At 52.2% G+C, this 12,247-nt stretch carries 10 protein-coding genes; 8 read left to right on the forward strand and 2 right to left on the reverse strand.

The features are described from left to right. Positions 1 to 75: 75 nt before the first annotated feature. Positions 76 to 1,233, reverse strand: a complete 1,158-nt coding sequence (locus DESAC_RS05605; protein ID WP_013706104.1) for a sulfite exporter TauE/SafE family protein — start codon at positions 1,231 to 1,233, stop codon at positions 76 to 78. A 222-nt stretch (positions 1,234 to 1,455) separates the two neighbouring features. Between DESAC_RS05605 and DESAC_RS05610 the strand changes: the two genes are divergently transcribed. From DESAC_RS05610 to DESAC_RS05635, 6 genes are all read left to right on the forward strand, one after another. Next, positions 1,456 to 2,868 (forward strand): sigma-54 interaction domain-containing protein, encoded by a 1,413-nt coding sequence (locus DESAC_RS05610; protein WP_013706105.1) that lies wholly within the window; start codon positions 1,456 to 1,458, stop codon positions 2,866 to 2,868. Positions 2,869 to 2,989: 121 nt separating this feature from the next. After that, positions 2,990 to 3,919 carry a phosphate/phosphite/phosphonate ABC transporter substrate-binding protein gene (locus DESAC_RS05615; RefSeq protein ID WP_013706106.1) on the forward strand — a complete coding sequence of 310 codons (930 nt, stop codon included), beginning with the start codon at positions 2,990 to 2,992 and terminating at the stop codon, positions 3,917 to 3,919. A gap of 71 nt (positions 3,920 to 3,990) precedes the next feature. Then, positions 3,991 to 6,090, forward strand: coding sequence for an ATP-binding protein (locus DESAC_RS05620; RefSeq protein ID WP_013706107.1), 2,100 nt, complete (start codon positions 3,991 to 3,993; stop codon positions 6,088 to 6,090). An 11-nt stretch (positions 6,091 to 6,101) separates the two neighbouring features. After that, complete coding sequence (locus DESAC_RS05625) at positions 6,102 to 6,482, forward strand: response regulator (protein ID WP_013706108.1); 381 nt, start codon at positions 6,102 to 6,104, stop codon at positions 6,480 to 6,482. Between the two features lie 143 nt (positions 6,483 to 6,625). Beyond that, a complete protein-coding gene (locus DESAC_RS05630) occupies positions 6,626 to 9,112 on the forward strand; it encodes a PEP/pyruvate-binding domain-containing protein (RefSeq protein ID WP_013706109.1) in 2,487 nt (828 codons plus the stop codon). Between the two features lie 99 nt (positions 9,113 to 9,211). Further along, a complete protein-coding gene (locus DESAC_RS05635) occupies positions 9,212 to 9,523 on the forward strand; it encodes a hypothetical protein (RefSeq protein WP_013706110.1) in 312 nt (103 codons plus the stop codon). 54 nt (positions 9,524 to 9,577) lie between these two features. Here the strand turns inward: DESAC_RS05635 and DESAC_RS05640 are convergent, their stop codons facing one another. Then, positions 9,578 to 10,648, reverse strand: a complete 1,071-nt coding sequence (locus DESAC_RS05640) for an alpha/beta hydrolase (RefSeq protein WP_013706111.1) — start codon at positions 10,646 to 10,648, stop codon at positions 9,578 to 9,580. Between the two features lie 225 nt (positions 10,649 to 10,873). On the opposite strand from DESAC_RS05640, the gene DESAC_RS05645 reads away from it, so the two are divergent. Beyond that, complete coding sequence (locus DESAC_RS05645; RefSeq protein WP_013706112.1) at positions 10,874 to 11,317, forward strand: acyl-CoA thioesterase; 444 nt, start codon at positions 10,874 to 10,876, stop codon at positions 11,315 to 11,317. A gap of 55 nt (positions 11,318 to 11,372) precedes the next feature. Continuing rightward, positions 11,373 to 12,110, forward strand: a complete 738-nt coding sequence (locus DESAC_RS05650; RefSeq protein ID WP_013706113.1) for a hypothetical protein — start codon at positions 11,373 to 11,375, stop codon at positions 12,108 to 12,110. Positions 12,111 to 12,247: the final 137 nt, after the last annotated feature.

Genomic DNA, 12,247 nt, shown 5'->3' on the forward strand with positions numbered 1-12,247 from the left:
TTTTCCCTGAGCTTACTCTTAACGGTGAGGCCCGGTGTTTACCAAGCCTCGCCCTTTTAAATGCGTCTTTCTTTTTTAAATGCCCGGTAAACGGATGTCAATAAAACCCCTTAAAGTATAACCCAATCCTACGTATATAGCCAGGATGACAAAAAGCCGTTTCAGCCAGATATCAGGAATATATTTTGAAGTATAAGGCCCGACAATGGAACCGGTGGCGATGCCGATCAGTTCAGCTCCGATAAAAAGGAAATCAATGGGGGTTCCCTTGACAAACATGAAGGTGAATATGGAGGTTATCATGCTGATGAAGACTGCCAGGGCCGAGGTGCCGGCTACTACATACATAGGCAGCGCAGTCACGGAAGTAAGAAAGGGGACATAGAGAAAGCCGCCGCCTACTCCTATGAAGGCTGACAGGGCGGCGATGAAGAAGCCACCCAATACCGGCCAGACGGGGTTGAAGTGGAATTCCACCCCATAAAAACTAAACTCTATCCGGGTGAACCCCCAGGATTTTACCTGTACTCCTTGGGCCGCTACTTCCCCGGCGGAAGTTCCTTTTTTAACGGCCTCCTGAAAAGCCTGTGCGGCAGCCTTGGCCTTTTTCTTCTTTTCCTGTCCCTTGGGGGTGGTATCATAAAAGAGGAAGCAACCTATCACTAAAACGATCAGTCCGAAATAACCTACATAAGCTTTCAGAGAAATCTTGCCAGCGGTAAGGACGGGAATAAGATAGGCGCCGGCGATGCCGCCGAGGGCCAGAGCAATTCCCAAAGGCAGAACCAAACGACCCATGCGATAATAAGTAACGGAGGACATTAAGGCCGACAGACCAACTAAATATTGGTTGGAGGTACGGATAGAATCTGTAACCAATTTATTTAAAACCGGACTGGTTTTTCTAAAACTGGCGGCGTAATCACCCAGGCCGAAAACCGAAATGTGGCCCACGCCGGCCATGATGCCGCCAAAAGCGCCGACGATGGAAAATATCCAACCCACCCAAATACCCCATAAGATACCCCAGAACCAGAATGGCTGGGGTGCCCCGGGAATTCCCATGAAGCCTTTGGGAGCATCCGGGTTGATCTCCCCGGTTCCCATACCCACCGGAGTTTTGGCGATGGCCTCTTCAAGTTTTCCGGCTGCCGCCGGTTCAGCCAACACACAGATGGCTGCCGCGGCAACCAGGGCCAAAAGGCAGATAAGAACGATACCCTTTTTATTCACAAAAGCCTCCTTAATAAAAAAAGAATTATTTTGAATACTATCAAAAATTATGCCAAATAGGAATATTAACGATTAAATAAATATTGCCTTGGGATTATTGATATATTTTTTATATGAGCCCTAGCTGGTGGAATTATGGGGCTTCCATTTTGTTCCATTTAATGTTAACTATGTATTAACGTTAACATCACTGATAAACTCTCTTGTGGAAATTGTGACCGCATGATTCCCAAAACTTCGGAAAAATTCTGGGAGAAGATGGTTGACACCATGATGGAGGGGTTGGTAGTGGTGTCTTCCCGGGGAACTATCCTGGCTGTAAACCGGGCCATGGAAGAAATAACCGGCTACTCCCGCGCTGAACTTGTCGGCCACCCCTGTTCTTTGATCAAGACCGATAGCTGCATTGCTCCTTGTACCTCCGGTAGGTGCAAGACCTGCGAACTCTTTCAGACCGGTTTCGTGCGGCGGCGCAAAGCGGCTCTGGTGAAAAAAGACGGTGGCTTGGTGCATGTCCTGAAGAACGCCGTCCTATTAAAAGGTGATGATGGTCAGGCCGTCGGAGTAGAAACCTTCACTGACATCACCGAAGTTGTCGCCCAGGAGCGGGTTATTTACCGGCTGCGTCGGGAACTCAATCGAGAAGACGGTTTTCAGGGGATCATCGGGCGTTCCCCGGTCATGATGCCGCTCTTTTCCCTGATTGCCAGCGCCGCTCAATCTGACGCCCCCACCATTATTTATGGAGAAAGTGGTACCGGCAAAGAACTGGTGGCGGGGGCCATTCACCGACTCAGCCCCCGCCGGCAGGGGCCATTGATCAAAGTCAATGTCGCGGCGCTGCATGAATCGCTGTTGGAGAGTGAACTCTTCGGGCACGTCAAAGGGGCTTTCACGGGTGCCGACCGATCCCGTTTAGGCCGTTTTGAGGCTGCCGATGGAGGGGACATCTTCCTCGATGAGGTGGGAGATATGCCCCTATCGACGCAGGCCAAGCTGTTGCGGGTCCTCCAGGAGAAAATCATCGAGCGGGTGGGAGATCATCAGCCCATTCCGATCAATGTCCGGCTGATTTCGGCAACCAATAAGAATCTGGGTCAACTCATGGCCGAAGGACGGTTCCGGGAAGACCTGTATTATCGGATCAATGTGATTCCTATCCATCTGCCTCCCCTGCGTGAGCGGAAAGAGGATATTCCTCTCCTGGTGGAAGCGTTCATCGAGCGGGCTCGTCTTAAGTCCAAGAAACCTATCAAAGGCATCAGTAAAGAGGCCCTGGAGAAGCTTTTGGCCCATCAATGGCCGGGCAACGTCCGGGAACTCATCAACGTCATCGAATATGCTTTTGTGCTCTGCCAGGAAGGCAACATCCTTCCAGAACACCTGCCGCAACTGATCAATCCGAAATCCCTTCATTCCACTAGTACTCGAAAGAATGGCGGTCGCCTGTTCCAGGAGCAGGCTCGGGAACTGCTTCTCAAGGCCATGAGGACGGCGGGAGGCAATAAGGCTGAAGCAGCCCGGATTTTAGGGGTGAGCCGTGTGACCTTATGGAAGAAACTGAAAAAATATAACCTGCAACTGGAAGCGGAAGAGGAGATAAGCGATGATGCAGAAGAGGGGAATGAGTTTTAAACACTGAGCTTTGGAAAAAAGGTCAGGTTTAGTTATCATAAGGCCGGGCACGCTTGACCTCTTACGAGACCTTCGAGCTTCGGCCAAGTAAGTTTTTTCCCTGCAAGGGAGTTCCGTCGATATGCAATTCTGGCGATATTTTGTAGTCTTATTGGGTATCTGGTTTTTTCTAGGAGCCTGCGGCGAGGAAGAACCGGTAAAAAAAATAGATCTGTCCAAGCTGCAAGAACTTCCATTAGTCAAGCACGATAATGCCATTACCTACGCCTACCTGCCTCAATACGCTCATACAGTCTCCTACCAGCGGCACCACCTGGTAATGGATTATTTGGCCAAGTCAACCGGCCTGAATATCCGTCAGGTATTTCCGGATACTTTCGATGAACACATGAACATGGTAGGTCGAGGCCTGATTGATATTACCTTCAGCAATCCTTTTATTTACGTGAAAATCGCCGACCGCTACGGCGCCAGGGCCTTTGCCCGGGTGGTCGAATCCGTGGGTAAAGAAAACTTCCGGGGGCAGATCATCTGCCGGGCCGACAACCAGCAGATTAAATCTCTGTCCGACATAAAAGGCAAGCGTCTTATTGCCGTCGATCCCACCTCCGCGGGAGGATATCTTTACCCTTGGGGTCTTATTCTGGAACGAGGGCTGCGCGCCCGCGACTTTTCCGAAGTCGCTTTTGCACCAGGACCGGGAGGGAAACAGGAGAAAGTAGTAATGGCGGTTTATTCGGGGAAATATGACGTCGGCTTGATCCGGGAGGGGACCCTCGAGGTCGTCGCCGACAAGATTGATCTGAAACAGATACGCGTCCTGGCCCACTCCCCCTGGTACCCGGGCTGGGTCTATGCCGCCCGCAAGGACATGAATCCCGCTGTGGTGGCGAAAATCAAGCAGGCACTTCTGGCCCTGGATATCAAAAATCCCGACCATCAGATCATTCTCAAAAAAGCTGGCTTTATTGCAGTTATGCCAGCTCAGGATTCGGACTTTGACGTCGTACGCCGTCTGCAGACCATGGTGGAATCCAAGGCCGAGCATTAAGAGGCGGTGCTTAATCAATAATCTAGAATGGTCCGACCATTAGGCTCTTGAGAAACTACAAGGGTGTCGACATGACGCGATTTTTGGATAGGTTATCCTTTCGCAGCAAGATTTTTTTAGGCATCACGGCGGTGATCTTGGTTTTCGGCCTCCTGTCGGCGATCTTTGTCAGTAAGGCGGCCACCCACGCCATGTTGGGAGAGATCAAAAAACGAGGCCTGACGCTGGCGCTGAGCCTGGCCGCCAGAAGTGCAGATCCTATCCTGGGCCAAGACTTCCTGCGCTTGAAGAACATGGTGGACGGGGTCAAAGAGACCAGTGACGACATTACCTATGCCTTCATCCAGGACAAAAATGGCCAGGTCTTATCCCACACCTTTCAGGTCGGTTTTCCGGTGGAGCTTTTGGACGCCAATAAAGTTCCGGTGGGCGCCTCCGAACATGTCCAACTGTTGGCCTCCGAAGAGGAACCATTCTATGATTTCGCCATTCCCGTTATGATCGGGGCCGAGCGCATAGGCGTGGTGAGGGTGGGGCTGTCCCAGATCAAAGCCCAGGCGGCAGTAAATCGCCTATTGCTTATTATTTTCGGTGTTTCCGCCGGTGCAGTCCTGGCGGCGGTGCTGTTGGGAAACTATTTTGCCGATACCGTAACCCGACGCCTGAATCTCCTGCGCGCCTCGGCCGAAGAGATCGTCAAGGGAAATTTGGACCTCCAAACTGCACCCCGGTCCAAAAAAAATTGCTGGGTGATAAAAAACTGCAACCAGCATGAATGTCCAGCCTATGGCGACACCCGCCGTCGCTGCTGGTATCTGGTAGGGACCTTATGTCCCGAGTGCAAGCCCGGGGGATATGAGCAGAAAATAGAAGCCTGCCAGAATTGTCAGGTTTACAAGACCATCGCCGGTGATGAAATCCAGACCCTGGCCGAGACCTTTGACTACATGGCCCTCAGTTTAAATGCTCATATCGAGGGATTGAAAACGGCGGAAAACAATCTAACCCGCCAGCAGCAACTCCTGAAGACAATGATAGACGCCACCCCCGATCTGGTAAGCCTGCAAGACAGCAATTTTATCTACCAGGCCGTCAACCAGTCTTTCTGTGATCATTTTTCCTTAAATGCCAATAAAACCATCGGGAAATCTGAAATCGATATTTTTACGCCCAAATGGGCCGAGACCATTCGAACCGAAGACCTCCAAATCCTTAAGACCGGCGTTCCTCTCTCTAAAGAAATCATCATTAAGAAAAATAGCGAGAAACATTGGTTTCACATGGTCAAACTGCCGGTGTTTGACCGGGATCGCATCGTTGGTCTGTTGTTCACGGCGCGGGATATCACCGATATCAAACGCTACCAGGAAAAACTGGTACAATCGGTCAAAATGGAGGAACTGGGGAAACTGGCCGGGGGTGTGGCGCATGAAATTAATACCCCCTTGGGAATCATCCTGGGATACGCCCAGATGCTTTTGGAAGACATTCCCCAGGATGCGGAAAGCCATGAATATCTGGAGATCATTGAAAAACAGGTGAAGATCTGCCGCCGCATCGTCGCAGATCTGCTTAGTTTTTCGCGGGTTAGCGAAAGCAGCATGGCAGAATTAGACCTCAATGCTACCATCGAAGAGGTTTTGAATCTGATCCGCCAGATCTTTCAGCAAGACTGGGTGAATATTCAAGCCAACCTCGACCCGCAGATTCCATTGATCCAGGGCGATAAGGAAAAACTCAAACAGGTCTGGCTCAACCTTTTGAATAATGCCTTTGAATCCATTCAGCAGAGCGGGACCATCTGGGTCAGATCCAGTCTGTGTCCTTATGGCCACCATGCCATAGTGACCGTAGGCGATAGTGGTAATGGCATCGCCCCGGAAGACATGAAGAGAATCTTTGACCCCTTCTTCAGTACCAAAGCGCCGGGAGTAGGCACCGGCTTAGGTCTGTCGGTTTCCTCCGGCATTGTCCGTGAGCATCAGGGGAAGATATTTGCCGTCAGTCCGTCTCCACCATTGTATAAAACCCTTTCTACTGCTAATGGCAAACCGCCGGGACCAGGCGCCCTCTTCCTCGTCAAACTTCCCATAACCCGGGACGCCGAAGAAGATGGGTGTGAAGAATTCTTTCTTCATCAAGAGCCCTATAAGATATCAGCAACAGGCTAAGGAGGTTCTGTATGGGACTAGTGTTGGTCCTGGACGATGTCCTGGATGCATGTATTATGATCAAACGTATCCTAGAACGCAAAGGTCATCAGGTTGCCATTTTTACCGATGAAGAAGAAGCCTTGCTTTATGTCCGGTCTCATCGAGTGGACGTGGCCATTTTGGATATCCGCCTGAAGAAGATGAGCGGCATGGATGTCTTAGAGGAGCTGAAAAAAATTTCGCCTCAAACCCGGGTGATAATGCTGACCGGGCATCCTACTCTGGAGACGGCCTTTAAAGCCAAGGAGTGGGGGGCCTTCGACTATTGCGTCAAACCTATCGACAAGGAAGAACTGGAAGAGAAAGTGGCCTACGCCCTAAAGGGGACCGGGACCTCAGCTCAAGATTGATAAAGGTCTCAACGTTCAATGGAGAGCATTCGATGAACCACCAAAAGTAGCCGGATTTACTATCGCCAACAGAAAAATCTCATCCTCTGACGCTAACGGCCTGGATAATATCCTGTGCCAAGGGCTGACCGTGGCTGAAGCGCATGAAATTTAATCAACTGTTCAGGTACTGGCTTCTCCAGATTTTCCTTCCGGGTAGATTTCTGCGCTATAAGTATCGATTGTTCCAGGAACTATTGCATCGAGACCAGAGATGTCTGGAACTGCTTACGGCGCTCGAAGAGATTCTGCATAAACAGAAATCGGTTGACTGGGCCCGGATCGAAAAGCTGGTGCGGGAGTTGATTACGGCAACCAGGAACCTGATCCGATCTCTGGCGGCTATGCATCCCACCGCTTATGACCAGCTCGAGGAACAGCTTGGTTTTTTAAATGCCGTTTTAGACGGCATCGTGACCCTACCGGAAAATGATTCCACCCCACCGTACACCGTTTCTTTAGGGATGCCGGGGCTGGAACCGGCCCTGGTGGGGGGCAAGGCTCATGCCCTGAACCGCATAGCCTTGGAAGCCGGACTGCCAATGCCGGAAGGGTTCATTATTACCACCAAGGCCTTTCAGCTTTTTCTGCAGCACAACCGCCTTCGCCCCCGCCTCAACGAACTCTTGGCCGAGGTTGATCCTCAGAATTGGGAGCAGCTAACGCAGCTATCCGAGAAAATCATGTCCCTGGTGGAAAACGGGGAAGTCCCCGCGGTAGTGGGAGAAGAAATTGCCTGCCGGGTAGAGGAGTATCACCGGCGGGGACTAGATGGCCCCTGGTGTCTGCGAAGCAGCGCCCTGAGTGAGGATGGTGAGGCCTCTTTTGCCGGCCAGTATCTCAGCGTATTGCAGGTGGCCGATCAGGACATCCTGACGGTGTATAAAGGGGTTCTAGCAAGCAAGTATTCGCCCCGAGCCCTGGCGTATCGCCTCCACTGTGGGTTGGCCGATCAGGATACTCCCATGGCGGTCATCTTTCTTGAAATGATCGATGCTGTTACAGGTGGGGTGATGTACACCCAGACCCCGGAGTTGGTGCATGAAGCAGATGCTCCGCTGGCCGTCTACGCCGTCTGCGGTTTAGGCCGGCAGCTAGTCGATGGCCGCGCCGAACCGGAGATTTTTTATCTAACCAGGGAAGCAGCGCCACGTCCTTTGGAGTTCGGCAACGAACCGAGATCATGTTTATCTTCAGCCACAGCCGTGCTCTTAGCTCAATGGGGCATGATGCTTGAAACCATGTTTGGCCGTCCCCAGGATATCGAATGGTGTCAGGATAAGGTTGGCAACTGCTATATTCTTCAATCCCGGCCTTTAAAAATTGAATCGTCCCACCCGGGCGCAACGGTGACCGGGAAAGAGTTGATCCCGCCCGACAGTCCCATTCTCTTGGAGGGAGGGGTGACGGCCAGCTCCGGTGTTGCGGCGGGCGAGGTTTACGTCATCCGGAATGAGACTGACCTGGGCCGGGTTCCGGAAGGAGCCGTATTGGCAGCCCCCATCCTTTCACCCTCTTTCGTAGGTATCATCGGTCGGCTCAGAGCAGTGGTGGCGCACAGCGGCAGCCAGGCCAGTCATTTTGCCTCGGTAGCGCGAGAATTCGGACTGCCCGTCATTGCCGGGGCTTCAGAGGCTATCAAACGCCTTGCTTCCGGTATGAGCGTCATCGTGGACGCCGACCACTGCCGGGTTTACCAAGGAAGTATTGCTACTCTCACACCAAGGCCGGCTACACCGTTCACTTCGCGCCAATCTCCTTTTTTCTCGCGACTGCATCGGATTATGAAATTTATTTCACCCTTACGTCTGATCGATCCTACCTCTCCTGATTTTGCCCCCCAGAACTGCCAGAGCATACACGATCTGGTTCGATTTGCGCACGAGAAGGGTATGGCCGAAATGTTCTTTCTCACGGGCCGCAGCGGTCGCGGTCTGGGCCGGGCTCGGCGGCTGGATGCCGCTCTCCCTTTTACGCTGTATGTCCTTGATCTGGATGAGAGCATCTCCCCAGCGGCCAAAGGCCGAAAATCAGTTGCCCTCGAGTTCATTGCTTCCCGACCTCTGCACGCCTGTCTGCAAGGCCTTACCCATCCCGAGGTGGTCTGGCGACAAGGTCTGGTCTATCTTGATTGGGAGGAGTTAGACCGCGTCAGCGCCGGCATCGTAAACCTGAAATCCGCCGCCTTAGCCAGCTACGCCTTGGTTGGCAGACATTATCTCCATCTGGTGCTGCGCTTCGGCTACCATTTTGCCGTCCTGGATTGCCTTTGTGGAGGAAATCCCGAGGCCAACTACATCGCCTTTCGCTTTAAGGGCGGCGGGGGCAACTACGAGAACCGGCTTTTGCGGGTGCAATTAATCCAGGAAGTTTTGACCTGGGCCGGCTTCAAGGTCATCACCGAGGGAGATCTCCTCGAGGCCCGATTCGAGCGCCGCCATGCCGAGACGGTCCTCTCCCGCCTGACGCTTTTAGGCATCCTGCAGGGAAAGACCCAATTGTTGGATATTTCCTTGAATGATGATGATCAGGTCGTTGCCCTGGTGAGTTCGTTGAAAGAGAAGTTTGCCGACTATGTTGGCGACGGCTGATGGTTTAGCTTCAAAAGAAATTTTCCTGACCGGTGGTATTTCCCATAATCGGACATATGTTAATAATAGAACGACCTGAAAGCGGCGCGGCAGGCTCTCTTGATCCAGGTGGACGGGGAAGGCCAAGTCGATTTTCGGGTAAATACCAAAGAGGATATCAAAATGATCGATCCCTATGGCTTTGGCTTGGATTTTGTCGGCCAGACAACCATAAAACCCATTACCGCGGTATTGGCGCATCCCTTGCACGGGCGCCTGGTGGAGACGATAATGTTAATGGTTAACCACTTAATTTCTTATGAAGGCTCTCAATATGTTCTCAGTTGGAGGAACAGCAATATAGCTTATTATAAGCCGGCGGTCACAGAAAAGAAAAAGCAGATGGACTTTGATGAATACCTGGATGAATAGCTAGAGCCGGCGCTTGCTATATCTTAGGGCGGACAAGGGCCGCCCTTAGGCTTTTTAGGGATGAAGCGCCTGTGACAGGAACGGTAGCACCTTGGTATGCAGGCGCTCTGCCAGACGGTTGAAGTGATCGCCGTCGTATTCTTCGTAACTGTGAGGAATGCCGAGTTTTTTCAGGGATTGGCTGAAAAGACGGGTTTGGGGGAGCATACGGTCGGCAGTTCCTATGTCGAAGGCGATCTTGAGTTGGGCCAGATTTTCCTTTAAAAGCGGCAACTGTGAGTATGGATCACTCTTAAGCCAGGTCTTCCAAATGGCGGCATCGAACACCGGTTGGCCAGATTCTTCCTTGAACGGCAGGTCAAAGAGGAACGGAGGTTTGTTGGGGTTGGGGGCAATAGCGGCGCCGGCGGCAATAATCACCTGATCCCGCCAGGACAGGCCAGGGAACTGGTCCCGGCTGGTGAGTTTCAGAACGGTGAGCAGATTGGCCTTCTGCAGATTCAAGAAATGCTCCTCAAAGACCAGACAGGCCGGAGAGAGTCCATAGACGGCCCGAAAGGTTTCGGGATGCCGCATAGTTAGCAGCAGGGCGCCGTAACCGCCCATAGAGTGCCCGGCCAAGGCCCGGGCAGAGGCCTGCGGGATAGTGCGATAAGTGCTGTCAACGTGCCGCACGAGATCCTGGCAGACGAAATCCTCCCAGCGGCCGGTTACCGCAGAGTTCAGATAGAAGCTTCCCTTGTAGGCATTGTCGCCGTCCGGCATGACTATAATCAAGGGTTGTATGTTACCCTGGCGGATGAGATCATCGGCCATTTCCTGGAGCCGGATAGGCCGTTTCGGCCGGTCCGAGCTGGTCCAAAACCGATGTTTACCGCCGAACCCATGCAAGAGATAGAGTACCGGGAAGTGCCGTGGCGGTTCACTATCGTATTGGGGGGGCAGGTAGACGGTCACCGCTCGCTGGGCCGGGTCGCCCAAGAGGTTTTTGGCCAATGCCGGGCTGGACACTGCATCAGCTACCAGCCGCCCGGACTGCGCCTGGGCCGGGAGTGAAGCCGCGGAAAGGAGCTGAATTAGTAAGGTAATAATGATCAAAAGCAGGGATGATTTACGCAATCGCATGATCAACCTCCTGAGTGGAGTGTGGCGGCGGCTCCGGGCCTTGACGGTTTGGCCGCCGCAGGATGGGATGTCCGGAGTTTACGATATCTGTCCATTAAAGATTGTGACTAGAGCAGGTCTTTTGTCAACGGATATCTCAGGTGGATTGGATTTTTGGAATCTTTGAAGAAGCTGTGATACAATTCAGGTAATGTTTGGGCGCTGACCGATCATGAGGAGAACGTCATGAGTTGGGAGACCTATCGACATCGGACTGAGGTGCGGGTGCGTTTCGGCGATACCGATCCATACGGCATCGTTTACTTTGTCAGCTATTTCCGCTATTGTCACCAGGCCATCGAAGAATTCCTGCGCTCTCTCGAATTGCTTCCGGAGGAGACTTTCCGGAACGTGCCAGAAGGCTTCGGCCTGCCGATAGTGGAGGCCCACGGGAAATTCCTGCGGCCGACGCGCTATGGCGATCTAGTCGAGATCGATACCAGGATTCAGGAGCTACGCCGCAAAGCAATCATCTTTCATTTTGATTTTTTCCTGGCCGGGAAATCAGACCTGATAGCGGAAGGAACAGCCACTATGGTCGCCATCAGCCCGCAATGGCGAGCCATTCCGTTGCCGGAACGGATACAGACCCGGCTTTCCCGGGCCGGGGGGAAAGTCGAAAAGGCTTGACCGGCAGGGGCTTTCTTGATACATTTTTGCTGAATTCATGTGCGTGGAGCTAAGTATGCCCAAAATCGCTGATTATTTTACCAAAAGCGATCGCAAAAAACTGTTCTTCGACTACCTCAAGCTCATCGGCATCCTGGAGATCGTGATTTTTATCGTAGTGGCGCTCTGGGCCACGGATGATAAATACCATCGGGTTTACACTCCCTTCCCCTGGCGGCAATATCTGTTTGTTGCCTTCGCCTTTCCCGTCATGTTCACTTTTCTTATGGGAGTGGTCATCACCGGCTTCAATTATTTTATGGGTGCCGATGACCAGGAGGCCGAAGCCGGCGAAGCACCTGCAAGGGACCGTTTTTCCACTATCCTCAGCCAGATGCGGCGTCTGCCCTACCTTGTCCTGCTCTTCCTCCTGCTGGTGACGATGCTGGGCCTGTACAACATGAATCACATCATGGCCTGGGTGAGTTCTTTGGGTCAACAGACCTTTAAGTTTCTCAGCTACGCCGTCGCAGTGTTCGGCGCCCTGGTGGCCCTATATTTAGTGTTCTTTATGTTTTACAAATATCGTTTGAACAAAAAGCACATGCAATATCAATATTATACTGATATATCAAACAAGTATGGGCTGATCATCCTGGAAGACCAGACCGTGTTGCACAAAAATGGCGACCTCCTGGTTCAGGGTAACCGGCGTTTCCGGCGGGCTCGCCAGGTAGGAAAACTTCCCCCCCAGACGCAGCTGCTCCAACCCCAGTCTGGAATGGATGAGAACCTGCCGATGTTGAAAGAGTAGGGGGCATTTTTAGAGTTCCAGATCGAAAGACCTGATATTTAAGCTATTTTAAAGAGCAGGCCATCGATTTAAGACCTGACCAGATAATAAACCCTGCAGCAGCGGGGTTTTTTTTCGGAGGCAAGGCGATCGTTCGC

Source organism: Desulfobacca acetoxidans DSM 11109, from assembly GCF_000195295.1.
Lineage (GTDB): Bacteria > Desulfobacterota > Desulfobaccia > Desulfobaccales > Desulfobaccaceae > Desulfobacca > Desulfobacca acetoxidans.

Bases quoted from the DNA above. Each gene is read 5' to 3' on its own strand.
- DESAC_RS05615 (WP_013706106.1), top strand. From the start codon at position 2,990: ATGCAATTCTGGCGATATTTTGTAGTCTTATTGGGTATCTGGTTTTTT.
- DESAC_RS05620 (WP_013706107.1), top strand. From the start codon at position 3,991: ATGACGCGATTTTTGGATAGGTTATCCTTTCGCAGCAAGATTTTTTTA.
- DESAC_RS05645 (WP_013706112.1), top strand. From the start codon at position 10,874: ATGAGTTGGGAGACCTATCGACATCGGACTGAGGTGCGGGTGCGTTTC.
- DESAC_RS05610 (WP_013706105.1), top strand. From the start codon at position 1,456: ATGATTCCCAAAACTTCGGAAAAATTCTGGGAGAAGATGGTTGACACC.
- DESAC_RS05640 (WP_013706111.1), bottom strand. From the start codon at position 10,648: ATGCGATTGCGTAAATCATCCCTGCTTTTGATCATTATTACCTTACTA.
- DESAC_RS05625 (WP_013706108.1), top strand. From the start codon at position 6,102: ATGGGACTAGTGTTGGTCCTGGACGATGTCCTGGATGCATGTATTATG.
- DESAC_RS05630 (WP_013706109.1), top strand. From the start codon at position 6,626: ATGAAATTTAATCAACTGTTCAGGTACTGGCTTCTCCAGATTTTCCTT.
- DESAC_RS05650 (WP_013706113.1), top strand. From the start codon at position 11,373: ATGCCCAAAATCGCTGATTATTTTACCAAAAGCGATCGCAAAAAACTG.